General features: G+C 63.2%; 21 protein-coding genes and 1 pseudogene. 19 read left to right on the top strand and 3 right to left on the bottom strand.

Annotation, left to right across the window (positions count from 1 at the left end; all coding sequences use genetic code 11):
• The first annotated feature begins 202 nt into the window (after window positions 1–202).
• From nirB to E4Q23_RS23945, 5 genes are all read left to right on the top strand, one after another.
• On the top strand, window positions 203–2,632 hold the full coding sequence (gene nirB / locus E4Q23_RS14520; RefSeq protein ID WP_169067297.1) for a nitrite reductase large subunit NirB: 2,430 nt from the start codon (window positions 203–205) through the stop codon (window positions 2,630–2,632).
• Window positions 2,633–2,656: 24 nt separating this feature from the next.
• Window positions 2,657–3,001: a nitrite reductase small subunit NirD gene (gene nirD, locus E4Q23_RS14515; protein ID WP_169067296.1), complete on the top strand. Its 345-nt coding sequence runs from the start codon at window positions 2,657–2,659 to the stop codon at window positions 2,999–3,001.
• 46 nt (window positions 3,002–3,047) lie between these two features.
• Window positions 3,048–4,259 (top strand): nitrate/nitrite transporter, encoded by a 1,212-nt coding sequence (locus E4Q23_RS14510; protein WP_169067295.1) that lies wholly within the window; start codon window positions 3,048–3,050, stop codon window positions 4,257–4,259.
• Between the two features lie 77 nt (window positions 4,260–4,336).
• Window positions 4,337–6,019 carry a bifunctional protein-serine/threonine kinase/phosphatase gene (locus tag E4Q23_RS14505; protein WP_169067294.1) on the top strand — a complete coding sequence of 561 codons (1,683 nt, stop codon included), beginning with the start codon at window positions 4,337–4,339 and terminating at the stop codon, window positions 6,017–6,019.
• 34 nt (window positions 6,020–6,053) lie between these two features.
• Window positions 6,054–6,257, top strand: a complete 204-nt coding sequence (locus E4Q23_RS23945; RefSeq protein ID WP_169067314.1) for an FAD-linked oxidase C-terminal domain-containing protein — start codon at window positions 6,054–6,056, stop codon at window positions 6,255–6,257.
• A 172-nt stretch (window positions 6,258–6,429) separates the two neighbouring features.
• Here the strand turns inward: E4Q23_RS23945 and E4Q23_RS14495 are convergent, their stop codons facing one another.
• Complete coding sequence (locus E4Q23_RS14495) at window positions 6,430–7,020, bottom strand: PEP-CTERM sorting domain-containing protein (RefSeq protein ID WP_169067293.1); 591 nt, start codon at window positions 7,018–7,020, stop codon at window positions 6,430–6,432.
• A 528-nt stretch (window positions 7,021–7,548) separates the two neighbouring features.
• Between E4Q23_RS14495 and E4Q23_RS14490 the strand changes: the two genes are divergently transcribed.
• The 11 genes and pseudogenes from E4Q23_RS14490 to E4Q23_RS14440 all read left to right on the top strand — a co-directional run bounded on the left by E4Q23_RS14490 (window position 7,549) and on the right by E4Q23_RS14440 (window position 20,241).
• The gene (locus tag E4Q23_RS14490; RefSeq protein ID WP_169067292.1) at window positions 7,549–7,956 is read left to right on the top strand and encodes a VOC family protein; all 408 of its coding nucleotides are present in this window, start codon (window positions 7,549–7,551) and stop codon (window positions 7,954–7,956) included.
• A 384-nt stretch (window positions 7,957–8,340) separates the two neighbouring features.
• On the top strand, window positions 8,341–9,681 hold the full coding sequence (locus E4Q23_RS14485; RefSeq protein ID WP_169067291.1) for an anaerobic C4-dicarboxylate transporter: 1,341 nt from the start codon (window positions 8,341–8,343) through the stop codon (window positions 9,679–9,681).
• Between the two features lie 579 nt (window positions 9,682–10,260).
• Window positions 10,261–11,598, top strand: a complete 1,338-nt coding sequence (locus tag E4Q23_RS14480) for a dicarboxylate/amino acid:cation symporter (RefSeq protein WP_169067290.1) — start codon at window positions 10,261–10,263, stop codon at window positions 11,596–11,598.
• A 326-nt stretch (window positions 11,599–11,924) separates the two neighbouring features.
• A complete protein-coding gene (locus tag E4Q23_RS14475; RefSeq protein WP_169067289.1) occupies window positions 11,925–12,731 on the top strand; it encodes a DUF2092 domain-containing protein in 807 nt (268 codons plus the stop codon).
• Window positions 12,732–12,764: 33 nt separating this feature from the next.
• A complete protein-coding gene (locus E4Q23_RS14470) occupies window positions 12,765–13,241 on the top strand; it encodes a hypothetical protein (RefSeq protein ID WP_169067288.1) in 477 nt (158 codons plus the stop codon).
• 36 nt (window positions 13,242–13,277) lie between these two features.
• On the top strand, window positions 13,278–13,937 hold the full coding sequence (locus E4Q23_RS14465) for a response regulator (RefSeq protein WP_169067287.1): 660 nt from the start codon (window positions 13,278–13,280) through the stop codon (window positions 13,935–13,937).
• A complete protein-coding gene (locus tag E4Q23_RS14460) occupies window positions 13,937–15,319 on the top strand; it encodes an ATP-binding protein (RefSeq protein WP_169067286.1) in 1,383 nt (460 codons plus the stop codon). The genes E4Q23_RS14465 and E4Q23_RS14460 overlap by 1 nt, the downstream gene beginning before the upstream one ends.
• 82 nt (window positions 15,320–15,401) lie before the next feature.
• Entirely contained in the window at window positions 15,402–16,850 is a 1,449-nt protein-coding gene (locus tag E4Q23_RS14455) for a DegQ family serine endoprotease (RefSeq protein ID WP_169067285.1), read from the top strand.
• An 82-nt stretch (window positions 16,851–16,932) separates the two neighbouring features.
• Window positions 16,933–17,445 (top strand): tetratricopeptide repeat protein, encoded by a 513-nt coding sequence (locus E4Q23_RS14450; protein ID WP_248595461.1) that lies wholly within the window; start codon window positions 16,933–16,935, stop codon window positions 17,443–17,445.
• Window positions 17,446–17,881: 436 nt separating this feature from the next.
• Window positions 17,882–18,538: pseudogene (locus E4Q23_RS14445) on the top strand (chemotaxis protein CheB); the annotation flags it as partial.
• 137 nt (window positions 18,539–18,675) lie between these two features.
• Window positions 18,676–20,241, top strand: a complete 1,566-nt coding sequence (locus E4Q23_RS14440; protein ID WP_169067283.1) for a gamma-glutamyltransferase — start codon at window positions 18,676–18,678, stop codon at window positions 20,239–20,241.
• 95 nt (window positions 20,242–20,336) lie between these two features.
• On the opposite strand, the gene E4Q23_RS14435 is transcribed toward E4Q23_RS14440, so the two are convergent.
• Together E4Q23_RS14435 and E4Q23_RS14430 are read right to left on the bottom strand one after the other, a co-directional pair.
• Window positions 20,337–22,040, bottom strand: coding sequence for a DUF1302 family protein (locus E4Q23_RS14435; protein WP_211203774.1), 1,704 nt, complete (start codon window positions 22,038–22,040; stop codon window positions 20,337–20,339).
• Window positions 22,024–22,881 carry an ABC transporter ATP-binding protein gene (locus tag E4Q23_RS14430; RefSeq protein ID WP_169067282.1) on the bottom strand — a complete coding sequence of 286 codons (858 nt, stop codon included), beginning with the start codon at window positions 22,879–22,881 and terminating at the stop codon, window positions 22,024–22,026. Before E4Q23_RS14430 ends, E4Q23_RS14435 begins: the two co-directional genes overlap by 17 nt.
• Before the next feature lie 54 nt (window positions 22,882–22,935).
• On the opposite strand from E4Q23_RS14430, the gene E4Q23_RS14425 reads away from it, so the two are divergent.
• The 3 genes from E4Q23_RS14425 (at window position 22,936) to E4Q23_RS14415 (ending at window position 26,910) form a co-directional block, all read left to right on the top strand.
• Entirely contained in the window at window positions 22,936–23,757 is an 822-nt protein-coding gene (locus E4Q23_RS14425; protein WP_169067281.1) for an outer membrane lipoprotein-sorting protein, read from the top strand.
• 99 nt (window positions 23,758–23,856) lie between these two features.
• Window positions 23,857–24,648, top strand: coding sequence for a PEP-CTERM/exosortase system-associated acyltransferase (locus E4Q23_RS14420; protein WP_169067280.1), 792 nt, complete (start codon window positions 23,857–23,859; stop codon window positions 24,646–24,648).
• Window positions 24,649–24,726: 78 nt separating this feature from the next.
• The gene (locus E4Q23_RS14415; RefSeq protein WP_169067279.1) at window positions 24,727–26,910 is read left to right on the top strand and encodes an HDOD domain-containing protein; all 2,184 of its coding nucleotides are present in this window, start codon (window positions 24,727–24,729) and stop codon (window positions 26,908–26,910) included.
• The last annotated feature ends 89 nt before the right edge of the window (window positions 26,911–26,999 follow it).

Here is a 26,999-nt window from a genome sequence, read left to right as displayed (position 1 = left end):
CGCCCGTCGGCAAGCCACCTTCCCTGCACCAAATCCCGCACCCGAACACGGCGGCGCGCCCCGAAGTTGTGCGCCGCATCATTTTCGCGGCCGACAACTTCGCGCCGGCCAGGAAAACCTCCTGAAAAATCAATGCACACGTCTTCTGGCACGCCACTTGCTTAAGCCCCTTCATCAAGACGCATCGAATGGAGTCGCGAAGATGAGCAAGAAGAAACTGGTGATGGTCGGCAATGGCATGGCGGGCGTTCGCACGCTCGAGGAGTTGCTGAAAATCGCCCCCGAGCAGTACGAGATCACCGTCTTCGGTGCCGAAGCACACCCGAACTACAACCGCATCCTGCTCTCGCCGGTGCTCGCCGGCGAGATGACCATCCAGGACATCATTCTCAACGATCACCAGTGGTATGCCGACAACGGCATCAAGCTGCATCTGGGCAAGGCGGTGAACCGCATCGATCGCGTCAAGCGCCGGGTGATCGCCGACGATGGCACCGAAGAAAGTTATGATCGCCTGCTGCTGGCAACCGGCTCCAACCCCTTCATGCTGCCGATTCCCGGCAATGACCTGCCGGGGGTGATTTCCTACCGCGACATCGCCGACACCGACGCCATGATCGACGCCGCGAAACGCTACCAGCACGCGGTGGTCATCGGTGGCGGCCTGCTCGGCCTGGAAGCGGCCAACGGCCTGAAGCTGCGCGGCATGGACGTGACCGTGGTGCATCTCGCCGACTGGCTGCTCGAACGCCAGCTCGACGAGACGGCCGGACGCATGCTGCAGAAGTCGCTCGAAGAGCGCGGCCTCAAGTTCCTGCTCGGCAAGCAGACGGAGGCCTTGATCGCCGGCGAAAGCGGCCGCGTCGCGGCTATCCGCCTCAAGGACGGCCTGCAGATTCCGGCCGATCTGGTGGTCATGGCGGTCGGTATCCGTCCGAACATCGCGCTCGCCGAGTCGGCCGGCATCTACTGCAATCGCGGCATCGTGGTCAATGACACCATGCAGACCTACGACCCGAAAGTGTACGCGGTCGGCGAGTGCGTGGCCCACCGCGGCATCGCCTACGGCCTGGTCGCGCCGCTCTTCGAGCAGGGCAAGGTGGCGGCCAATCACCTCGGCAACTATGGCATCAGCCGCTACACCGGCTCGGTGACCTCGACCAAGCTCAAAGTGACCGGCATCGACCTGTTCTCGGCCGGCGACTTCTTCGGCGGCAAGGACAGCGAGGAAATCATCCTCAACGATGCCGCCGGCGGGGTGTACAAGAAGCTGGTCATCCAGGACAACAAGCTGGTCGGCGGCGTGCTCTACGGCGACACGGCGGACGGGCCCTGGTACTACCAGCTGCTGCGCGACGGCCAGGACATCCACGAAATTCGCGACCACCTGCTCTTCGGCCAGTCGCACGTCGGCGACGTCGGCCATCAGGGGCACAGCAAGGCGGCGGCGATGGCTGACAGCGCCGAGGTCTGCGGCTGCAACGGTATCAGCAAGGGCACGATCGTCAAGGCGATCAAGGAAAACGGCCTGTTCACGCTCGACGACATCAAGAAGCACACCAAGGCGGCATCGTCCTGTGGCTCCTGCGCCGGTCTCTGCGAGCAGATTCTCTCGGCAACCATCGGCGGTGCCTACACGCCGGCGGCATCCAACCGCAAGCCGGTCTGTGGCTGCACCGAGTTCTCGCATCAGGAAGTGCGCGATGCGATTCGTCAGCAGCCGCTGCTGAGCATCGGCGAGACCATGCGCTTCCTCGAATGGACAACGCCCGATGGCTGCGACAAGTGCCGCCCGGCACTCAACTACTACCTGATCTCGACCTGGCCGAAGCAGGCCAAGGACGATCCGCGCTCACGGCTGATCAACGAACGCGCGCACGCCAACATCCAGAAGGACGGCACCTACTCGGTGGTACCGCGGATGTGGGGCGGGCTGACCACTGCCGCCGAGCTGCGGCGCATCGCCGACGTCGCCGACAAGTACAAGGTGCCGACGATCAAGGTCACCGGCGGCCAGCGCATCGACCTGCTGGGAATCAGGAAGGATGACCTGATCGGCGTCTGGAAAGACCTCGACATGCCTTCCGGACATGCCTACGGCAAGTCGATCCGCACCGTCAAGACCTGCGTCGGCGCCGAGCATTGCCGCTTTGGCACGCAGCTGGCGATGGACATGGGCGTCAAGCTCGAGAAGATGCTCTTCGACATGTATTCGCCGCACAAGGTCAAGCTCGCCGTTTCAGGCTGCCCGCGCAACTGCGCCGAAGCCGGCATCAAGGACGTCGGCGTGATCGGCGTTGATTCCGGCTACGAACTCTACGTCGGTGGCAATGGTGGCATCAAGACCGAAGTCGCGCAGTTCTTTGTCAAGGTCGGCAGCGACGAAGAGGTCATGGAATACTCCGGCGCCTTCCTGCAGCTCTACCGCGAGGAAGCCTTCTATCTCGAACGCACCTGTCATTACCTCGAACGCGTCGGCCTTGAGCACGCCAAGACTCGCGTCGTCGACGACGAGGAAAACCGCAAGGCGCTGTACGGCCGCCTGCTCGCCGAACTGAAAGACGCCAAGGACCCCTGGGCCGAGCGCATCGCCGGTGTCGAGAAGAACGAATACGAAACGCTTGCGGTATGAAGCCGAAAAACCTGGAGAACAGCAATGCCTGAATGGAAATCGATTTGCCACATTGACGACATCCCGCGACTCGGCAGTCGCGTCGTCAGGCCAAGGAACGGCGGCAGCGGCGCGAGCCCTGACAGCGACGAGGGCGCTGACATCGCCCTCTTCCGCACCTCAAGCGACGAAGTGTTTGCGCTACGCGACCGCTGCCCGCACAAGGGTGGTCCGCTGTCACAGGGCATGGTGCACGGCAATCAGGTGACCTGCCCCCTGCATGGCTGGAAGCTGCGTCTCGATTCCGGCGAGGCCGTCGCCCCCGACCAGGGTTGTGCCCGCCGTTACCCGATCCGCATCGAAAGCGGCACGGTTTTTCTTGAAATCTGAAAGCTGATACTTGCCCCCTCCCCCCTCCCTCTGACGGACTACGACCATGGATAACTCGTTCTGGAAGGCCGGCCACCGGCCAACCCTCATCGCCTCGTTTCTCTACTTCGACATGGCCTTCATGGTCTGGGTGATGCTCGGCCCGCTGGGCGTGCAGATCGCCAGCGATCTCGGCCTGACCCATGCCCAGAAGGGAATGATGGTCGCCACACCAGTGTTGGCCGGCGCGCTGCTACGCATCGTCATGGGCCTGATGGTCGATCATCTGAAGCCCAAGCTGGCCGGTGCCATTGGCCAGGTTACGGTGATGGTCTCGCTGTTTTTTGCCTGGTATTTCGGCGTCCATAGCTACGAGCAGACCCTGATCCTCGGTGTCTTCCTCGGCGTCGCCGGCGCCTCTTTCGCGGTCGCGCTGCCGCTGGCCTCGCGCTGGTATCCACCGGAGCATCAGGGAACGGCCCTGGGCATTGCCGGTGCCGGCAACTCGGGTACCGCGCTGGCAGCGCTGATCGCACCCAGCCTGGCCATCGCCTACGGCTGGACCAACGTCTTCGGCCTGGCGCTGATGCCGCTGCTGCTGGTCTTCATCTATTACATGATCGCCGCCAAGGATGCGCCGGAGTGCCCACCGCCAAAATCGCTGGCCGAGTACCTGAAAGTGCTCAAGGACAGCGACGCCTGGTGGTTCATGTTTTTCTACTCGGTGACTTTCGGCGGCTTCGTCGGCCTCGCTTCCTCACTGACCATCTACTTCAACATCCAGTACGGCCTCGACGCCAAGACTGCCGGCTTCTTCACCGCCGCCTGCGTCTTCGCTGGTTCGCTGGTCCGACCGATCGGCGGCAATGTCGCCGACCGCATCGGCGGCATCAAGAGCCTGTCGGTGATGTACGTCTTCGCGGCGATTTTCCTGGCCATCGTCAGTATTGGCCTGCCGGAAGCATGGATGGCACTGCTCGCCTTCGTCGGCGCGATGCTGGCACTGGGCATGGGCAACGGCGCAGTCTTCCAGTTGGTACCGCAGCGCTTCCGCAAGGAAATCGGCGTCATGACCGGGCTGGTCGGCATGGCCGGCGGCGTCGGTGGCTTCTACCTGGCTTCGTCGCTCGGCTTCGCCAAGCAGCTCACCGGCAGCTATCAGATCGGCTTCCTGATTTTCGCCGCGCTGGCATTGCTGGCTCTGGCCGGACTGAGCGCCGTCAAGAACCGCTGGCGCACCACCTGGGGCGCGGCGCACCTGACCGCGGCCAAGATCTGAACGGGCGTTTCCTTTGAACAACCGGGGCGGCAAGGTACATTGCGACCTTACGCCCCATTTTCGTTTGCGGAGACTGCATGCCGCTTAGAGTCGATATCGGTCACTCCTCGCTCACCGGACCGCGCGAGCGCAACGAGGACTTCTGCGGCATGGTCACGCCGCATGGCGCCGAGCTCGACAACAAGGGCCTGATCGCTGCCGTCGCGGACGGCGTCGGCGGCCACCAGGGTGGCCGCGAAGCCGCCGAGTACACCGTGCACGGCCTGCTTTCCGACTACTACGCGACCCCCGATACCTGGAGCGTGCCGCACGCGCTTGAGAAGGTCGTCGTCGCACTCAACCGCTGGGTGATGGCCGAAGCGGGCCGGCAACCGGAGCTCACCGGCATGGCCACGACGCTGACCACCCTGGTCCTGCGCGGCCGCCGCTACATCAGCGCCCATGTCGGCGATTCCCGCCTTTACCTGCTGCGCGACGGAGTGTGCACGCGCCTCACCAGCGACCATCTCTGGGAACATCCCGAACTCAAGAACGTGCTCTCGCGCGCGGTCGGCCTCGACCGCCACTTCCAGCTCGATTTTGCCGACGGGGAACTGAAGGTCGGCGACTGTTTCCTGCTCTGCAGCGACGGCGTCTGGGCAGCCATCGGTGACGGTCGTATCCGCTCGGCACTGCTCGCCCATCCCGATGCGCAGCAGGCGGCAGCGTCGCTGACCAGCCTGGCGCTGGCTGCCGGCGGCCAGGACAACGCCAGCGCCGTCGTCGCCCGCATCGAAGAGCTGCCGGCAGAGAAGCTGCGCGACTCGCTCGAGGGAAGCGCGCGCCTGCCGCTGCCGCCACAGTTCAAGCCAGGCCAGGAAATCGACGGCTTGCAGATCAAGGAAGTGCTGCACGACTCGCGCAGCACCCTGCTCTACCGCGTCACCGATCTCTGCTCAAGCCAGCAACTGGTACTCAAGACGCTGCGCCCGGAACGGGCCGACGACAGCGACGAGATTCGGGCGCTGATCATGGAAGAGTGGCGCGGCCGGCGCATCACCTCGCCGTTCTTCGCGCAACTGCTACCCGCCGAAGGCCGCAGCTGCCTCTACTACCTGCAGACCTGGCACGAAGGCGCGACCCTGCAGCGAATGCTCGATTCCGGTCTGCATTTCACCGTCGCCGACGCCGTCCAGCACGGCGTGCGCCTGATGAAGGGCCTCTCGGCGCTGCACCGCCTCGACGTCGCCCACCGCGACATCAAGCCCGACAACATCCACATCGGTCGCGACGGTCGCCTGCGCATCCTCGACCTCGGTGTCGCCCTCAGCCTCTCCGAGGACGATCAAGCGACCGGCAGCCCCGGCACTCCCAGCTACATGGCACCCGAACTGCTCGCCGGCGAGCGCGCCGGCCCGACCCACGACCTCTATGCGGCCGGCGTCACGCTCTACCACCTGCTGACCCGCAAATATCCCTACGGTGAAATCGAACCTTTCCAGCATCCGAAATTCGGCGAGCCGGTGGCGCCGACGCGCTACCGGCCCGATATTCCCGGCTGGCTGGAGAACCTGCTGCTCAAGGCGGTCGCCAAAGACCCCGGCCAACGCTTCGAGACTGCCGAAGAGTTCCTGCTGGCACTCGAGCGCGGCGCCAACCGCCCGCTCGACCGGCCGCCGGTGACGCCACTGGCGATGCGCAACCCGCTACTCACCTGGCGGATCGTCGCCGGTGTTTCGCTGCTGCTCAATCTGATCCTGTTGATGTTGCTGACGCGCTGAGTCGCCATCGACGGCCGACGAGAACGCCGCCTTCATTGCCGCGCAAGCCGCGCTCCAGCGCATCGTTTATGAACGGGGGCACGAACTCGGCGGCAACATCAACGCCGAGCACGGCAGCGGTCGGTGGCAGCGTGACGAACTGCAGCGCTACAAGAGTCCGGTCGAGATCGAGGTGATGCGGGCGATCAGGCGAACGCTCGATCCGCAGGGCCTGATCAACCCGGGCAAGATGCTCTGAACGAACCGCCACGGCGGGCAGCGGGCAATCGGCGGCCTACGGATCGGCGGGGCCAACAAATCCGTCGCTCGTCAGTGCCCGCCGCCAATGTCCATCGCGCTCTCGCAGCGCAATAGAAAAACGGCGGCTCGGCGCCGCCGTGCAGGTGCAACCGACTTCGCGAAGCGCTTGATCAAGCCTTGCGGCGTAGCGCGCGCAGGCCGACGAGGCCGATGCCGAGCAGCGCCAAAGAGGCAGGTTCGGGTACGCCTGGCTCGGGCGGCGTCGTCACGGTATTGGTGAACGAGAAGCTGAGGTCGTTGTAGACGAAAGCGCCGCCATACAGGTCTTCAAAGCTCACCAGCGTCGTGTCGACGGCCCAGTTTTCCTCGACCCGCGCGTGCTCATGAGCGTCGGGGTTGCGGCTGGCCGGACCGGTGAAAAAGTCATAACCAGTGTTATTGACATGCAGACGGAAGATCAATTCGGTGCCGATCGCAAACGAACCGAGAGTCACCGTGCTGCCGACAGCCGACAAATGGTTATTGAAGATGAACATGTCGTTGCTCGCAATGCCGTCGTCGCCAGGCGTGCCCGAGCTGTCGAGCATCAGGTAGAGGTCGTTGCTGTATGACGCCGAGTTGCCTTCGTACTTGGCAATGATCGGATCGGTGCCGCCGACCAGGACGTTGAGGCCCTCGCCGGTGCTGGCAATGGGAAAAGCGTTGGCGACGACGGGTAGTATGCTGAGGGTGGTAGCAAGAATGGCAAGGGTCTTTTTCATGTTGTGGCTCCTACATTGACAGCTAACTTGTTGGGGGGTATCTCGACCGCGTTGATGCGGCCATGCGTATAGCTAAGCAAAACCTGTGCCATACTATATATGCGCGTATTAAATCATGACTTAAGAGCGTGAATCGCTTTTCCTTTCTTGGCCTGAACCGCACGGGTGTAAATATTTCCGACAACGTCAGGTGTCCGGCACCGAACTCGGCATTGCGGACAACGAGTCGCGGTAGACTTGCAGCGCGACCGACTGCGCTACGACGTGGCCTTCGCCAGGAGGCTTTTCCAGCGTTCTCGGCCGCACCACTGGCGCAGCTCTTTACATCAGGCCAGCGGAGCGCCAGGATTGTGGAAGACGCGAGCTAACGGTCATGACCTGTCGAGGTACCCCAGATGATGAAAGTCATGACCGTTTCCCCCTCTTTCCCGGCCTTTCTCCCACGAGGGGAGAAAGGAGGTTCGTGAGTCGCTTGCGCGACTTTCACATTAAAAACGCTTTTCTTGACCACTACACGGAGGAACGACGATGATCCAGACCTACCTGATGTTCGAGGGCCGTTGCGAGGAAGCGATCGAGTTCTACAAACAAGCGCTTGGCGCCGAAGTGCAGATGCTGATGCGCTACAAGGACAGCCCGGAACCGCCGCCCGGCTGTGATTCCCCGCAAAACGACGAAAAAGTGATGCACGCGGAGTTTCGCGTCGGCGACACGCTGCTCATGGCATCGGACGGGCGGTGCTCCGGATCGCCTGCTTTTCAGGGCTTTTCGCTGTCGATTCCGGCGACCGACGTTGGCGAAGCAGAACAGTATTTCGCCGCCCTGGCCGACGGCGGGCAGGTGATCATGCCGCTTGCCAAGACCTTCTGGTCACCGGCCTTCGGCATGCTCACCGACCGCTTTGGTGTCCCGTGGATGGTCAACGTCCTGGCCTGAGGCTTGCAAAGTAGTAGGCGCCAGGGCTGCACAGCAGGCGGGTTCCTGCCCGCGTCGTAAAGACGCGGCGGCGGGGCGCTGCTCTAACCGCTGGTCGCTCGATCGCCGCCCTGATTGACAGCTACGCGGTGACTCCCCCCGCGGGCGCCGCGCGCGTCGGCGCGCAGCGCTCACTCCCACACTGCCAGCCGCGGCCAGCACCAGGCCAGGCAGCGCCAAGCGACCGGTCGACCGGCTCACAACTGCCAGCGCGCAGCACGCCAGCATCAGCGGACATCAATCGGATATAAAATGAAGCGTGCGAGGTAACGGGCTACGCCCCTTGTTCCTCCCTACGCCACCTACCGATTAAGTCAGACCCTTGCCCGGAAAGGAACTCCCCTCATGATGCTTACTCTCCAATTGCTGCTCGTTCTGGCCTGCCTGTTCTACGGCGCACGCAAGGGCGGGGTGGCGCTCGGGCTTTTGGGCGGCCTCGGCGTCGTCATCCTCGTCTTTGTCTTCCAGATGCCGCCGGGCACGCCGCCGGTTGCGGTCATTCTGACCATTGTCGCGGTGGTCGCTGCCTCGGCGACCCTGGAGGCCTCGGGTGGTCTGGATGTGCTGTTGCTCCTGGCGGAAAAAGTGCTGCGACGCAATCCGAAGTTCGTGTCGATCATGGCGCCCTTCGCCACAACTTTTCTGACCATGCTGTGCGGTACCGGACACGTGGTCTATACGATGCTGCCGATCATCTATGACATCGCGATCAAAAACGACATCCGGCCCGAGCGCCCGATGGCGGCGGCCACGATCGGCGCCCAGATGGGTATCATGGCCAGTCCGGTGTCGGTGGCAGTGGTCTCGCTAGCGGCATTTCTCGCCAAGGCGCCGGCGGGTGCGCCGATCATCGACTTCGTGACGCTGCTGTCGATCACCATCCCGTCGACCCTGGCCGGCGTGCTGATGATCGGCATCTTCAGCTGGTTCCGTGGCAAGGACCTCGACAAGGATGAAGACTTCCAGAAATTCGTCGCCGACCCCGAGAACCACAAGTTCGTGTACGGCGAGACGGCCACTCTGCTCGGCAAAACGCTCGATCGCAGCCAGTGGATAGCGATGTGGATTTTCGTGGGTGCAATCGCCGTCGTGGCCATCCTGGGGGCGTTCGACGCCTTACGGCCGCATTTCCAGGGCAAGGCGCTGTCGATGGTGCTGACCATCCAGATGTTCATGCTCATGGCAGGCGCATTCATTATCATGTTCACCAAAACGAATCCGGCGAAAATCGGCAAGACCGAGGTGTTCCGCGCGGGAATGATCGCCGTGGTCGCCGTTTTCGGCGTCGCCTGGATGGCCGACTCGGTGTTCGAAGCCAATCTGCCGGTCATCAAGGATGGTCTTGCCGACCTCGTCAAGATGCAGCCCTGGACCTACGCCCTGGCCTTGTTGATCGTCTCCAAGTTCGTCAACTCGCAGGCGGCCGCCATCGCCGCCATGGTACCGATGGCGCTGTCCATCGGCCTTCCGCCGGGATACGTCGTTGCTTTCGCCGCAGCGTGCTATGGCTACTACATCCTGCCAACCTACCCGAGCGACCTGGCGGCGATTCAGTTCGACCGTTCGGGAACGACCCGCATCGGCAAGTACCTGATCAACCACAGCTTCATTGCGCCTGGCCTGATCGGCGTGGGCACCTCCTGCTTCGTCGGTTTCATTTTGGCGACGACGCGCGGGCTGGTTTAACGGTCATGACACGTGGAGACACCCCAAATCATGAAAGTCATGACCGTTTCCCTCTTCCCCTGCCCCTTCTCCCGCAAGGGAGAAGGGAGTTTCGTGAGTCGCTTGCGCGACTTTCACATTAAAACGCTGACCGGCAGCGTCGATCAACAGCAGGTGGATAGCTCGCGCTCCAGAGGGCGCGCGCTGCCGGCCCGACATTCCCGGCTAGCGGAGAGTGTCCTGCTCAAGGCGGTCGCGAGTGACACAATTGGCACTGCACAATCCTTCGCTTCCCCGGCACACAAACGCCGAAGCTTACGCTCGCCTGCAAGCTCGCCTTGGTGATGTGGATAATGCCTTGCCGCAATCAGGGGCGCGATGCCGGCCGCAAACCCATTGCACACCGATCACCAATTAGTGGTAATTTGTCCTCCGGAAAGACCCCAGCTTGGCCATGAACCAGAGCATCGGCTCCCTGGCACAAGGAGATAAACGAGGGTAACCCGTGCAGTTGCAAGGGAAAGCATATGCGCAGCTGACACGCGATGGATGCTCATTGCGACTCCAAAAAGACAGCTTCATCCACATTAGGAGGTGGTCATGAACTTGACAGTCAAAGTATTGCTGGGAATGGCACTAGGCATAGTGGTTGGCCTGGTGATCAACCTGGGCGGCCTTAGTCCAGCAGGCTCCTTCGTCAACGAGTACCTGGTCGATGGCTTGTTTCTCGTGGTCGGAAAGCTCTTTGTCAACGCGTTGAAGATGATGGTGGTTCCGCTGGTGCTTTTTTCGCTGATTTGTGGCGTCTGCGGTATCGGCGACATCAGGCTGCTGGGGCGTATCGGGACCAAGGCTTTCGTTCTGTACATCTTCACTACCGCGATCGCCATTGCCACAGGGATCCTGCTTGCTGCCGGACTGGGCATCGGCGAAGGCATGAACGCCGTCACGGAAACAGTATTCACCGGCAAGGATTCGCCACCGCTGTCCGAAGTGCTGATCAACATCGTCCCTTCCAATCCAGTCAGTGCCATGGCCACCGGTGAGATGCTGGCGATCATCTTCTTTGCCATCCTCTGTGGCGTCGGTATGTTGATGGTCGGCAAGAAGGCGCAGCCCGTCGTCGAGTTTGTCGAATTGCTCAACGAAGTGATGATGAAAATGGTCACCATCATCATGGCACTGGCACCTTACGCGGTCTTCTGTTTGCTTGCCAAAGCGATCGGCAGCCTGGGACTGGATTTGCTTGTCAAACTGATGGGCTATGTCGCAGTGCTGATTTCCGTCCTGCTGTTCCACCTGTTCGTGACCCTGCAAGTGATACTCAAGATTTTCTCCGGGCTGAGCTCGATGACCTTCCTGAAGAAAATGCGCAATGTGCAGGTATTTGCTTTCAGCACCTCGAGCTCGAACGCCACCATCCCGGTGACGCTGCGAACGGTTACTGAACGCCTTGGGGTCAAGAACTCGGTGGCCTCCTTTACGGTTCCGTTCGGCGCCACCATCAATATGGACGGCACGGCGATCATGCAGGGGGTGGCAACGGTATTCATCGCCAACGTCTACGGCGTCGATCTCGGCTTTGGCGGTTATCTGACCGTCATCCTGATGTCGGTCCTGGCTTCCATAGGTACCGCCGGCGTACCGGGGGTCGGACTGATCATGCTGTCGATGGTTTTCGCACAGGTTGGTTTGCCGATCGAGGGAATCGGCTTGATTCTCGGTGTCGACCGCTTGCTGGACATGATCCGGACCGCCGTCAATGTCTCGGGTGACGCCGTGGTATCGGTAATCGTCGCGAAGAGCGAAGGCCAGCTGGACCTGGACATTTATAACGACCCCGACGCTGGTGCCTTCGACACTGACGATGTACACCTCGACGAAGAAGTAGAACGCGAAATGGCGCAGATGGTCCGCAACACGCACGACCACAAATAGCAAGGCCTGTCCCGGCTTAAGAAATCGCCTAAGGCCGGGACACCACCACCGGTGGCGTCAGCGCCCAGCACCGGCGGAGTGACTCCCGACGACCACGCGCCCGCTCGGGCGGAGCGTGGTCGTTGGCCTTTCCGGAGCCTTCACGGAAGCAACAAGCGCCTGCTTGACGCCGTGCCAGGCCGCGGCGTTCGCGCCCAGCTGGCTGACCGCGCCTGCCGCCGTCACGCGACTCACCCATGGTGATCAAGCATTCGTTACACTGCGCAGCGTGGGCATGCGCAAACAGTCATTCTGAACGTATTTGCGAAGCGATAAGAGGAGAGGAAATGATGGAACGAAACGTGATGGTGCAACTTGTCGGCGGCACTTTTCTGGCCGCCACGCTGCTTCTCGGCGCCAGTGGCACGGCCCTGGCCGATGATAAAACAGAGCCGCCGGCCACGTCCGCAAAGGAGATCAAGGATCAGCGAGCCCTCAAGCTGCTGAAGGACATGGGTGACACCCTGGCCGCAGCGCGGACGCTCCAGTTCAAGGCGCGCAGCCTGCTGCCTCTGGAGTCGCCGACCGGGCAGTACATCAGCCTCTTCGCAGCTTCACGGGTGCTGCTGCAACGACCGGATCGCCTGTTCGTCGAGTCGCGCGGCGACCTCCTGCCCAACGACCTCTACTACAACGGCAAGACGGTGACGGCCATCGGACCGGCCAGGAAATTCTACGCGCAGCAAGAAGCCAGCGGCAGCACCGTCGACGAAGTCGTGCAGCAAGAACACCCGGGCGCGGACACCTTGGCACCCTTCGTTGACCTCCTGGTTTCCGATCCCTATGCCCGCCTCACAAAGGACCTCTCGAGTGCCTTTGTGGTAGGGCAATCGACGATCGCCGGAGTCAAGACCGATCACCTCGCGTTTACCGCCCCCGGCATCGACTGGGAGCTATGGATCGGCGCACAGGACAAGCTGCCGCGCCTGGCGGTCGCCTCCTACCGCAGTGGTGAGCGGCAACCAACCTTCACCGTCGAGTTCTCGGACTGGAAGCTCAATGCGCCGCTGCCGGCACAGAGCTTCGAGGTCAGCATTCCGAAAGACGCCGTCAAGCTCGAGTTCAAGCGAATCGGCCTTGCGCAGTCCAAATAAGTGACACCAGGAAGGAACACAAGGAGCAATGCGATGAAACTAACGAAAACACTCATTCTCGGCGTCGCGGTGACCGCGAGCGTACTGGTTCCCCTTGCCGATGCCAATGCCTGGGTCGCTGCCGGCCGAGGCTGGGGCGGACGAGGCTTCGTTGCCGCTGGCCACCCCGGCGGCTACTACCATGGTGGCGGCTACTACCATGGCGGTTGCTACGGATGCGGCGCAGCCGCGGGTGCGGTGGCCGGCCTGGCCGTGGGAGCGATGGCAGGTGCAGCAATTGCCAGCGCGTCGCAACCGGTTTACGTAGCCCCGCAGCCGGTCTACGTAGCCCCGCAGCCGACTTATGTCGTCCAGGGCAATCTGCCGATCGGCAGCCAGTACGCAGCACTCCCGCCCAACGCCAAACACATGACAGTGAACGGCGCCCAGTATTACCAGAGCGGACCCAACTGGTACAAGCCCTACTTCGGGTCGAGCGGCGTGTATTACGAAGTCGTGCTGGCGCCGTAACGGTCCTGCCGGGCAGACGCTCAGCGGCGCCAGACGATGCGCGTGTTATTGGTCGAAGACGACCCGATGATCGGCAAGAGTGTCCAGCAAGGCCTGCGCCAGGATGGCAGCAGCGTCGACTGGGTGCGCGACGGACAAGCGGCCGAACTGGCCCTGACGACCACGCCCTACGAGTTGCTGCTGCTCGACCTCGGCCTGCCCGGCAGGTCCGGTCTGGACGTTCTCGCCAGACTGCGACGTTCCGGCAACGACATTCCGGTGCTGATCATTACCGCCCGCGACGCTGTCGCCGACCGCATCAGGGGGCTGGACAGCGGCGCTGACGATTACCTGGTGAAACCCTTTGACCTCGACGAGCTGTCGGCACGCATGCGGGCGCTGCTGCGCCGCCATGCCGGTCGCGCCAGCCCGGTGATCGAGCACGGCGACTTGCGCATGAATCCGGCGACCCACGAGCTGACCCAGGACGGCAGGCCGGTGGCCCTTTCGGGGCGTGAATTTGCCCTCCTCCAGGCGCTGCTGGAACGGCCGGGAACGCCACTGTCGCGGACGAAACTCGAAGAGCGCCTGTACGGCTGGGGCGAAGAAATCGAAAGCAACGCCGTCGAAGTCTACATCCACTCCCTGCGGCGCAAGCTCGGCACTGAACGGATCAAGAACATCCGCGGTGTCGGCTACCTGCTCCCCCCTGGCTGATGACCTCGATCCGCCGCCAGTTGCTGCTGGCGCTGCTGTCGGTGATTACGCTGACCACGCTGCTCGGTGCGCTGGCCACCTACCGGACGGCGCGCGACGAAGCCAACGCGATGTTCGACTACCAACTGCGCCAGCTGGCCCTGTCCTTCCGCGACCAGGTCTTCCGGAGCGGTGGACAGCACAACTTCGCGCTCGACGGTGACGCGCAGGACTTCTCGATCCAGGTATGGCGCCCGGACGGCACGCGGCTCTACCTTTCGCACCCGCGCGACGGGCTACCCGACAAGACGCCGCTCGGCTTCGCGACCATCGATACCGGCCGTGGCAAGTGGCGCGTGTTCGGCATGCAGCAGCGCGGCCAGACGATTCAGGTCGCGCAGCCGATGCATTCGCGCGACGAACTGGCGCTGGCCGCCGCCTTGCGAACCGTCGCCCCGTTTCTGCTCATGCTGCCGGTTCTCGGGGTGCTGATCTGGGTGGTTGTCGGCCGCGGACTACGCCCGCTCGACGCGGTCGCGCGAGCGGTCAGCACGCGCACCGCAGTCGCCCTCGACCCCCTCCCGGAGAACCGGGTGCCTAGCGAAGTGGTGCCGCTGGTGCGGGCGCTGAACGAGCTGCTCGACCGGCTCAAGCACGCCTTGCAGGCGCAACGCGAGTTCACCGCCGACGCCGCGCACGAACTGCGCACCCCGCTGGCGGCACTGAGCCTGCAGGTGCAACTCGCTGAACGGGCACCGGATGCGGCTGCTCGTGCCGAAGCCTTCGGCGAATTGAAAGGCGGCTTGCGACGCGCGACGCATTCGGTGCAGCAGTTGCTGACCCTGGCCCGCCAGGAACCGGGCAGCGGCGGCCAGGCAGAGCATATACCAAGCCCGCTACGGCTTGGCGAGCTGGTGGCGGCGGTGATCGCCGCGCAGCTGCCGCTGGCGGAAGCAAAGGATATCGATCTCGGCGCCGCAGCAGGCAGCGGCGAGGACATGCTTGACGGCGACGAAGAGGCGCTGCGCATCCTGATCACCAACCTGGTCGGCAACGCCATTCGCTATACCCCCGCTGGCGGCCGCGTCGATGTCGCCAGCGGTGCAGACGAGAGCGGCGTGTTCATCGAAGTCAGCGACTCGGGCCCGGGCATTCCCGCCGAAGACCGGCAGCGCGTCTTCGACCGCTTCTATCGCCGCGCACAGAGCGACGAAGCGGGTAGCGGCCTGGGGCTGGCCATCGTCAAGACCATCGCCGAACGCCACCGGGCGACGGTGCAGCTCGGCGAGGCCGCGCTTGGCGGCTTGCGCGTGCGCGTTCAATTCGAGCCCTGCGCAGCTTCCTCTGGCCCTCGCGCCTTCTCTCGCGCCGCTGCCTCCTTACCTCCTGGCCGACCGTCTTAAGTCAGCTTTAAGTCGTGACCCTCTATCGTACGTGCCACTGGAAGCGAATCGCTTCCCCTCTGGAACGGAACAGGAGATCACCATGCATGCACCGACCTTCAAACGCAGTCTACTGGCAGCGGCGCTGATCGCCGCGCTTGGCACCGGCTACGCCACCCTGGGTGGCGATATCATCCGCCCCGCCGACGCCGTCGCAGCTCTCGCGCCACCGGCCGCGGCGCCGCTGGCCGGCCCCGGCATCGGGCTACCCGACTTCCGGTCAATCGTCGAGCACAGTGGCCCGGCGGTGGTCAATATCAGCGCCAGCGGGTCGTCGAAAACAGCCTTTTCAGGCGGCGGCGACGATGATCCGCGCCTCCCCGAACTCTTCCGCCGCTTCGGCAGGCCAATGCCCGAGGGCGGAACGCCCGCGCAGGGTATGGGTTCAGGCTTCATTGTCAGTGCTGACGGGCTGATTCTGACCAACGCCCACGTCGTCAGCGGCGCCGACGAGGTCACCGTCAAACTGACCGACAAGCGCGAGTTCAAGGCCAAGGTTGTCGGCCTCGACAAACTGACCGACATCGCCGTGCTGCGCATCGCCGCCAAGGACCTGCCGGTCGTTCGCCTCGGCAGCCCGGGCAGTGCCCAGGTCGGCGAATGGGTGGTCGCCATCGGTTCGCCCTTTGGCTTCGAGAACAGCGTCACTGCCGGCATCGTCTCGGCGAAAGGCCGCTCGCTGGCCAGCGACAGCTACGTGCCGTTCATCCAGACCGACGTGGCGGTCAATCCGGGTAATTCGGGCGGACCACTGATCAACCTGAACGGCGAAGTGATCGGTATCAATTCGCAGATCTACAGCCGCAACGGCGGCTATCAGGGAGTGTCATTCGCCATTCCCATCGACGTGGCGATGAACATCCAGGAGCAATTGCTGAAAAACGGCAAGGTCAGTCACGGCCGCCTCGGAGTCACCATCCAGGAGGTATCGCAGTCGCTGGCCGAGTCCTTCGGCCTGAAAAATACCGCCGGCGCGCTGATCAGCTCGGTCGACAAGACAAGCCCGGCGGCAGCCGCCGGGCTCGAAGCGGGCGATATCATCCTGAAACTGGATGGCACGGAAATCGCGCGCTCGACCGAACTGCCGCCAATCGTCGCCGCGCTCAGGCCGGGAACGCAGATCAAGCTGCAAGTCTGGCGCAAGGGCAGTACCCGCGATATCGCCTTGGCGGTCGGCGAAATCCCGACGCCGGCACAAGCGGTGGCGAGCGGCGGCGAAGCCGACAACCCACGTCTTGGTCTGGCTCTGCGTCCCCTGAACCCACAGGAGCAGCAGCAAAGCGGCATAGCCAGCGGTCTGCTCGTCGAAAACGTCAGTGGTCCGGCGGCCAAGGCCGGCATCCGGCGTGGCGACATCGTCCTGTCGCTCAACGGCCAGGAGGTGCGCGACATCGAGCAGTTGCGTGGGCTGCTCGACAAGGCCGGCAAAACCGTTGCCCTGCTGATCGAGCGCGACGACGCGAAGATCTTCGTGCCCGTCGACATCGGTTGAGCATGGCTCGGCGACGGCTGGCTACCAGTGATGCGGTCGCGCTAGCTGCAGCGCGCGCCATTTTTCGACCGCGAGGCGGCAAATGATTGACGCCCTCTTCGACCTTCTCGGCACCTTCTATCAAAGCGGCCAACTGGAGCAGGCCGAATGGATCGCGCGCAGCATCCTGGAAGCGATCCCCGACGATATCGTCTCGCTGCAGTTTCTCGGTCTGCTCTATTACCGGAGCGCGCGCCGCAGCGAGGCGATGCAGGCCTTCAACGCGGCACACATCGATGCGCCTGCGGCCGCTCCGGCAGCCGCTGCAGACCCGGATCTGCGGGCCTCGGCACAGTGCTTGCGCGCCGCGAGTGGCCACGGTTCGACACTGGCGGGGGCGTGGTACGACCTCGGCCTGGTGCTCTTCCGCCTGGGCCATTACGGGCAGGCGCTCGCCGCGTTGCAGGCGGCAATTGCCGCGCGTCCCGACTATCCGGCAGCCCAGACCGCGGTGCGCAGAATCTCCGGGTTTTCTGCGCACCGACGAGCGCACAGCAAACAGCAGAAAACAGCGCTGGCGGTCGCAAACACGCTCGACAGCCAGCCGAAAAGCTAGTGTAGTGTTGCGTTCTTGATGAGGCTTTCGGCAAGCATCTCCGACCCTCCGTCACTGCGAGGAGGCAAAGCCGACGCGGCAATCCAGAGGTTTGGCTTTTCGCGTGCTCACGATGTCGATGTGGTGGGAAATAGTGAGAGGATGGAACTGGATTGCCGCGTCGGCTGCGCCTCCTCGCAATGACGTGGGGGCTGGTGTGGCGCCGCATTCGCCATTCACCATTCCTGACGTGGCCTTGAGCACCCATGACAGCGGCGGGAAACCCGTGGGGTAGCCGGAATTTATAGGTTCCATACTGCGTGCACCACTACACCAGCGCCGGCAAGGGTGCTTGCCCACAGCGGCGAAGAGTGGAATCATGCGCAGGTAAAGGTTCCGCCCCCCACCATGAGCAAGCCCCCCAGCCAAGGAAATGATCGCCGCCGACTCGGCGCTGCTGCGCCCGAAAAACTCGGCCGACGTGATACTGTCGGCCGGGCTATCGACAGCCGTTGCCAGAAGTACCGACCAGATCGTCGCCATCGGCGCCTCGACTGGCGGCACGCAGGCGCTGGAGCTCGTTCTGCGTCGCCTGCCGGCGACTTGCCCGGGCATGGTCATCGTGCAGCACATGCCCGAGCGCTTCACGGCGATGCTCGCGCAGCGTCTCAACGCGATCTGTCAGATCGAAGTGCGTGAGGCGCGCAACGGCGATCGAGTCGGCGCGGGCCTGGCGCTGATTGCACCCGGCAACAAACACATGCTGCTCAGACGCAGCGGCACGCATTACCTGGTCGATATTGTCGACGGACCGCTGGTCAACCGCCACAAGCCTTCGGTCGACGTGCTTTTCCGCTCGGTCGCGAAGTTTGCCGGCGCCAACGCGCTGGGGATCATCATGACCGGCATGGGTGACGATGGCGCTCGCAGTCTCAAGGAAATGCGCGACGCGGGAGCCAGGACGATCGCCCAGGACGAAGCGAGTTGCGTCGTTTTCGGCATGCCCAAGGAAGCCATCAGGCGCGGTGGCGCCGAGCAGGTCATGGCTCTCGAACAGATCCCCGGCGCGTTGCTCGCCTTCGGCCGCAGCAGCGGAGTGCGCGGCATCTCCTGAAGCGAGGCTGGCCTTGTTCGGCAAAGGCCAAAGCACCGCCGCTGGCCTGTCGAGCGCGAGGTCTTGCGTGCTGCGTGCCGAGGGTTGGCAATGCAAACCAGCTTCACTAGCGCACCGGCATCGCGTATTCTCCGCGGATGGGTATTCTGGGAGTCATCGCGGCGTCGGAGCCGCATACCGCCGAAGCCGGCGCCTGTCTGCTGCGCCGCGGCGGTAACGCGGTCGATGCGATCGTCGCCGCCAAGCTCGCGGCAACGGTCACCGAACTGCCGCTGACTTCCCTGGGCGGCGGCGGTGTCTGCCTCTGGGGCGACGCTGACGCTGGCTACAAGGTCCTCGACTTTTTTGCGACCACACCCGGGCGCGGCCTCAGCAGCCCACCGCCCCTAGATTTTGCGCCGGTGACGGTCGATTTCGGACGCACCACGCAGATCTTCCATGTCGGTCGAGGGGCGGCCGCGGTTCCCGGAGAGCTGGTCGGCCTGCTCGAACTGCATCGTCGCGCCGGGCGCGTGCCGCTGCGCGAAGTCGTCGCTCCGGCGGCGGCCTGGGCCCGTGACGGTTTCACGGTCAGCCCGCAGATCGCGATGATCATCGCCCTCGTCGCGCCCATCGCCCGCCGCTCGCCAGCCGTGGCCAAGCTCTTCTTCCCGCGCGGAGTTCTGCCGCAAGCAGGTGATCGCTTGAGCAACCCCGAGCTCGGCGACTTCCTGCACGCGCTTGGCGAAGCTAACACCGACAGCCACGTCGCCCGCTACCGGGCGTCGCTGGTCGACAACTTCGGCCCGGCGCAAGGCGGACTGATCACCGCCCAGGACGTCGCGGCGTACGCACCGGTGATCCGCGAACCGCTGCGCGTCGGCTTTGGCCCCTACACGGTGCTTACCAACCCGCCGCCGGCCGCCGGCGGTGGGCTGATCGGTGCCGGCCTGCATATCGCCGAGCAACTCGGCCTCGGTGAAGAGCCCTTCCTGTCGCGCAAGCAGCAACTGGCGATGGCGGCGCTGCTGACCACCGTGTCGGAAATCCGCCAGGCCGGCTACGACCAACGCCTCTACACCGACCCCGGGGCTATCCTCGACCTGGCCGCTGGCAAGGGCATTCCTGTCTGGGCCGCGCGCGCGCAAAGCCTGTTTGCCGAGAACCAACTCGGCGCCACGACGCATATCTCGGTCATCGACGCCGACCGCATGGCCGCGGCAATGACCACCAGCAATGGCGAAGGTTGCGGTGAAGCCTTGCCGGGCCTGGGTATCCACGTCAACAATTTCCTCGGTGAAGACGACATCAACCCCGCTGGTTTCCACCAAGGGGCGCCGGGAACCTGGATGAGCACGATGATGTCGCCGACCATCGTCGTCGCTGGCGAGCGCCCGTGCTTCGCGCTCGGCAGCGGCGGCTCGAACCGCATTCGCAGCGCCATCCTGCAAACCCTGCTCAATCTGCTGGCCTATCGCCGGCCGCTAAAGGAAGCAGTGAACGCGCCTCGCCTGCATGTCGAAGGCACCCGGCTGTGGTTTGAAAGCCATGACCTCGGCGCCGGGGCCGCGGCAGCCCTGCAGGCAGCATGGCCCGCAGCGACCTGCTTCGACGAGGCAAGCCTGTTCTTCGGTGGAGTGAACTGCGTCGCCAATGGCCACGACCGTCTCTACGGCGCCGGTGACCGCCGGCGTGGCGGCGTTGTGGTCGTTGCCGAACAGTAGAGTGGTCGAATGGTGGAGAGGTCGGCTGGCGCAGGCACCCACACGCACCGTACGCCCGAATTCCCCTACCCTCTTCTCTACGGGAACGCTGCCCCTCAGAAGCTGTAGCGTACCTCCGAATAGACGCGGTCACTGTCGTCATAGCGCCCGAAGAATCCCTGTGGTGGTCCATTGAAGATATCGACGCCGACCGCCAGGTCCCAGTTCTTCTCGAAGTTCCAGCTTACGCGCGGGCGCAGCATCCAGTCGTTGCGGTTGAAGCTGGCGATATACAGCGCCTGCGCTTCGAACCGGTCGCCGAACTTGTGGTTCAAGAGCAGGCTGTAGCCGTTTTCGTTGCTCGACGGAATGATATTCGGGTCATGATCCAGGAAATGATTCTGGAATACCTGGACATTGATTCGGGTATCGGTGAACTGTGAGAAGTCGAGGCCGAGCACCCAGGTGAAGGTATTCTGCTCGACCAGGCCATCGGCGTCCGTCAGGTCGGTCACCTCATACTTCTGGCCGCCGGTGTAGACCGCTTCGCCCTTGAGCACCATCGAACCGAGGTCTTTGGCAAAGGTCGTTCCGTACTGATCGATGCGCTCGTGCTGAGCCTGATAGGTCACGCTTGGCTGGGCTCCAGCGATGATTTCCCGGTAGAAAGTCGGCGCGACGCTCATGCTGCTGTAGGCAAAAGCCGCCACATCCCAGCCGTTGTGGAGAACCGACAGGCGCATGCCATAGTTGGTGTTGGCAAGGTTGCGCGTCGGAATCTTCTCATTGCGAAAAGTCGCCTCGCCGTAGGGTACCAGCGTGTAGTCGTAGAACTGCGCGCCCGGCTTACCGATGTTGTCGTAGCTGGCCACCGGGATCCAGATCGCTTCGGCGTGGAAATCGCCCTTGAAGTACTCGGCACGTGCGGCCCACTGCGGAATGCGCAGGATATCGAACTCCGGCAGCACGAAATGCCGCATGTCTTTGGCGGAAACGACGTCACCGAAGAGCAGACCGACCATCTCGCCCCAGATGATCTGCTGCCGGCCAAAACGGAAATCCCAGTCGCCGACGCCGATATCGATGTAATTCTCGCGCAACAGCACATTCAGGGTTTGATTGTCATTCACCTTTTGGGGGTAGAAATCACTCATGGCATAAACGGCGTCGAAGTCCACGCGCACCCCCAGGTGCCATTTGACGCCGCTGCTGAAATCCCCCTGTGCGCTGAGATCGGCGCGCGTCATCGCCTCCGACCAGTGCGATGGCTCGGGCGTGGTATAAGCCATCACATTCTGGACAAAACCGCGGTAGCGCACCGGACGCGACGGCGACTTGGCAACGGTCTGCGCGGCCAGAGCTTTCGGCGAAGCATCGTCGCCGTCGCCAAACACGGCATCGCGGCGGACCGGTAGTTCACCAACTGGCGCAGGAGCGGCGGCTGGCTCGTCGCTACCGAACAAGGCATCGCGGCCGAGCGGCAGTTCGCCAGTTGGCGCAGTGGCGGCTGGCTCATCGGTGCCAAACAAGGCGTCGCGACTCAGGGGCGCAGCGCTTTCTGGAGCGGCAACTGGAGCAACGGCCGGCGCCGCAGCAGGCCCCGCGGCCGGCTCGTCGGTGCCGAACAGGTCATCCCTGCTCATCGGCAAATCGTCCGCCTTCGCAGCAAGCAGAAGCGCCGTCGGCATTGGCGAGACACGCACGGCGACGTCGCTGACAGCTCGATTGGCAGCATCCGCAGGCTGTGCCAGGAGCGGCAGCGGCAAGCTCGCGACAACCAGGGCGAGCGCGGTGAAAGGCGGCTTACTTCTGATCTGCATTGTGGTTTCCCGGGTCGTTATCTGGCGCCTCACTCGGCACGGCATTGTGCTTGTCCTTATCATTTATCGCTAGCGCCTCGGTCTCCGCGGCGCCGGCTGCGCTGTCGACAAGGGCTTCCGCCGAACGATGACGCGCAAGCGACCACCTGCGGTTCGCACGTACGCCGAGCAGGGCGATCTCGCCATCCTCGACGCGCACCAGCCGGTCAGCCTTGGCAATCACACGCTTGTCGTGGGTGGAGAAAATGAAAGTCGTTTTCAGTGCCCGGTTGATCTTCTTCATCAGCAGGAGGATTTCCTCGCCGGTCTTGTGGTCGAGGTTGGCAGTCGGTTCGTCGGCCAGCACAATGGCCGGCTTGATCACCAGGGCCCGGGCGATAGCCACGCGTTGGCGCTGGCCACCACTCAGCTGGTTCGGACGGTGGGTCGCAAACTTCGTAAGGCCAACAATGTCGAGAAAGTAGGCCACCCGCCGGCGGCGGTCCGCAGCCGACATATCCCTGCGCTGCAGCAGCGGGTATTCGACGTTTTCGGCGGCCGACAACACCGGCAACAAATTGAAGGTCTGAAAAATGAAACCGATGGTCCGGGCGCGCAGATCGGCGAGTTGGTCCGCCGTCCGGCCGCTGACGTCCTGGTCGTTAATGTAAATTTTTCCGCTGGTCGGCGTGTCAATGCAGCCGATCAGGTTTAACAAGGTCGTCTTGCCACTGCCGGAAGGACCGGCAATCGCCAGAAAGACGCCGGCGTCGAAGGCCAGAGTAATATCCTTGAGGGCTTGGACTTTCTGCTCACCGAGCTGATAATCCTTGCAGACGTGTTCGATACGGACAACGCTCATACGGTGGCACTTCCTGCCAACCGGCAGAGCGGTCAGCACAATGAGGTGAAAACGATGGAAAGCATGACGATCCGCCATTCTGGTGTCAAGACGGCCTTGCTGCTTCTCTTGCTAACTTTCTCGGCCTGGACCGCAGCAGCGCCGCTGGCGATGGCCACGCAGGAAGAAGCCGGCAACCCGGCAGACAACCAGGCAGACAACGAAGCCTTGGCTCGGATGATCGTCAAAAATGCCGACGAGGTGCGTTTTCCCGCCGACGGCTTTCAGGTCGACGTAACAATCACCACGACCGAGAAAGGCGGCCAGCCCGACGTGCATAAGTATCGAGTGCTATCGAAGGGCAACACCAACAGCGTGGTGATGGTCACCGAACCGGCATCCGAGCGTGGTCAGATCATGCTCATGAAAGATCGCAATCTGTGGATCTTCATGCCTGAAGTCTCACAGCCGATTCGGCTCGCTCTCTCGCAAAGGCTGACCGGTCAGGTTGCCAATGGCGATCTGGCGCGCGCCAACTTCGCCGACGACTACAATCCCAAGCTGCTGCGCACCGAGCAGATCGGCGATGACGACTTTTACGTGCTCGAACTGACCGGGGTCGACCGCGGAGTCACCTACCAACGGGTACTCTACTGGGTCCGGAAAAAGGACTCCTGGCCATACCGCGCGGAATTCTATTCGCTGTCCAGGCGCCTGTTGAAATCCTGCAAGTACGAGAATTTCCAGACCATGGAAGGCAGGAAGCGGCCGACGCGACTGGTCATGGAAGACGCGCTGCGCGGCGGCGAGCAGTCGGTCTTGGAGTACAACAGCATGAAGCTGCGCGATCTGCCGGACAAGATTTTCACCAAGGATTACCTCAAGAAACTCGACTAGAGCGACGCTCACCGGGGCTGCGGGCGCCACTTCGTAGTAGTATGTTTGGCTGCTGTCGACAACTCGCCGGGCAGCCAGAAAAGAGCAGAAAGGTAGCCCATGTTTCTTTCGAACTTGACAGAGCTGACCATGAGCCAGGGCTACCGGCGGTTCTTCAAGGTCGTCCCGGCACTGACCGACGAACTGCGTGCCGAAAACTACCGCATCCGCCACGAAGTGTATTGCCGGGAACTGGGTTATGAGCCACTGCGTCCTGAGGGCCTCGAAGCAGATGCCTACGATGAGCAGTCGCTGCATTGCCTGGTGCAGTCGGTTTCGACAGGCGACTTTGTCGGCTGTGCGCGCCTCGTGCTGATTGATCCCAAAATTGCGCAACAGGCCTGGCTACCGTTGGAGATCAGCTGCGCGGAAACGCTGGACCGCTCCCTTGTTGATCCGCGGACGCTGGACCGTGCGCGAATCGCGGAAATCTCCCGCCTGGCAGTGATTGGCAGCTACCGCCGCCGGCCGGGCGAGAAAGATAGACCGATCTCGATCTCGGAGGAGGACTTCGGAACAGCCAAGCAACCGCGCCAGCCCTACCTTGCTCTGGCGGTCTATCTTTGCCTGATCGCGCTGGCCCGCCACTACGGAATCACGACCCTCTTCGTGCTCACCGAACCGCGTCTGGCGTCAAACCTGACACGCATGGGCGTGAAGGTCACCCAGATAGGCGGCGCGATAGAACACCGCGGCACGCGTATTCCATCAATGCTGTCGGTCGAGGAAGTCATTGACGGCATGAACTTCGTTCTCCGCACGCTCTTCGAGGTCGTCGCGCGCGAGGTCCAGGAAGGTGTCACAGCCGCTGGCGAGAACGCGATACGCGCCGGCCACCACCCGACTACCTAGCCGACCACCAAAAAATGCACGCCTTTGCCCGCCAATCCGCTACGACGGGCATACCGTTTGGCATTTTGATCCGCCGCGATGTATAGCTTGCCGGAGCCCGTCCGCCACGCCATTGAGTCGGGACGCGCGCCATCACCGCCTCAGATATTGCTGCGCCTCCTGCAGATGGTCGACGACGACAGCACGACCATGGCCAAACTGGCCGGGCTCGTCGAGCAGGACCCGGGATTGTGCACCCGCGTGCTGACAGCGGCGAACTCACCCGCTATTCGCCGCGGCACGCAGCTGCAAAGCATCGAGAACTGTCTTATCGCACTCGGCACCCGCCTGGTACGCTCGATCGCCACCTGCCTGTCGGTCCAGAATCTCTTCGACGAGCGCGCAGCCAGCCGATCGGTCGATCTGTCCGCCTTCTGGACACACTCGCTGCTGGTCGCCGAACTGTCGCGCAGCCTGGCCGCCACCTACGGCTATCCACGACCGGACGAGGCCTACCTGGCCGGACTGCTGCACGACGTCGGCGAACTCATTCTGCTCTCGGCACTTGGCGAACCCTACCTGCAGCTTCTTGCCACCTGCCCCAGCGAAGCGGAGCTTTCCAACCGGGAAAGCGAACACTTCAGTGTGCACCATGGCGAAATCGGCACCTGGCTGGCCGACCAATGGCATCTCGATTCACCCTTCGCCGACGGCATTCTGTTCCACCATCTGCCCGCCGAGCAGATCACCACTGCCGCCCCTCTGCCGCAGTTGGTATGGCTCGCACACGCGCTGGTTTCTTGCGAAGAGATTCCCGAAGAACTGGCAGCCGTCGCCAATGAGATGTTTGCCAACGACGACAGCGACCGACTAAGACGCCTGCGCGACGAAGCCGAGCAGCGGATGTGCATCATTGCCAACGCCATCGGTATTGCCCCGCCGGAAGGAGCGGCTGCCGGCCGCAGATCGGACGGAATGCCACGGGTACTCGGCGCTCGCCGCCGCCGCAGCGAACCCGACGCCAACGAACAGATCGCCACAATCCTTGGCGAGAAGGCTTTGCTGCAACCCTTGCAGCAGGATCTGTGCAGCCTCACCAGCGACGCCGAAGTGCTCCTCTCGCTGCGTGAATCGGCGCGTATACTCTTTGACCTCAATCACCTCGCCTTCCTGCTCTGCGAGCCGCAAAACGGCCCCCTCACCGGCAACGGTATCGCCGCGCAGCCGGCCATTTTTGGCCAGGTCAGGATCCTTGCCGCGGCGCACCGCAGCCTTGCCGCCGTGGCCATGATCAATGGCCAGATCTGCTCCTCCTATGACCGCCTACCGCTAGCCGCGAAGTCGCTGATTGACATCCAGTTTGCTCGGGCCCTGTCGAGCACCGGGCTGGTGTGCATCCCGATGCTCGGCCGCAGCCGTACGATCGGGGTGATCGTCGCCGGGCTGAGTGCTGGTCAGCACAACCGCTTGGCACACCGGCTACCTTGCCTGGCTAATTTCGGACGCCTTGCCGGCGTCACCCTGGAGAGCTGGCATGACGCGCAGGCGCTTCGCCAGGAGTCCGCCGATGCGGTAGCGGCGCGCTTCACTCGCCAGGCGCGACGCGTCGTTCACGAAGCGGGAAACCCGCTGACGATCATCAAGGGCTATCTGCACATCCTTGACGGCAAGCTGCCGCCAGGAGCCGGAGTACACCATGAACTCAAAGTCCTGAGCGACGAAATCGACCGTGTTGCCGGCATCGTGCGACGCATGAGCGAAGTCCCTGCCGACACCGACGATGAGCAGGCGGTCGATGTCGGTGAGCTGGTGCGTGAATTGCTTCTGCTCTACCGCGAAGCGCTGTTCGATACGCGCGGGATCGCCATCGAAACCGCTCTGCCGCTACGCCCGCTGCGCATAGCCGCTGACCGTGCCAGCATCAAGCAGATCCTGGTCAACCTCTGGAAGAACGCTTCCGAAGCGCTATCGCCCGGACAACGGCTCAAGCTTTCACTGACCGACGACATCCTCCACCAGGGACAAGCCGTCTGCGAATTGAGAATCGAGGATAACGGTCCGGGCATGAGCGAAGCGGCGGTGCGGGCGCTGCACCGCGCCGCCGACGGCCAGCTCGGAGCGACACGCGGTATGGGGCTGTCGATCGTCGGCGCACTCGCGCACCGCCTCGGGATTCCCGTCTCCTGCCGCAGCAAGGCCGGGCACGGGACCATGATTTCCCTGCTGTTGCCAACACCGGGCCACGTAGAGCACCGGGACGATAGCAAAGTCAAACCCCACTAACGATCATGTCAGTCGAGATACCCCGGATGATGAAAGTCATGACCGTTCTCTCCTCCGTGAACGACGCGTCGCGCCTGGCGAGTGAAGCG

This window comes from Candidatus Accumulibacter phosphatis, from assembly GCF_012939955.1.
GTDB lineage: Bacteria > Pseudomonadota > Gammaproteobacteria > Burkholderiales > Rhodocyclaceae > Accumulibacter > Accumulibacter delftensis.
Note: the sequence above shows the minus strand (reverse complement) of the source record. Positions and strands in the feature narration are given on the sequence as shown.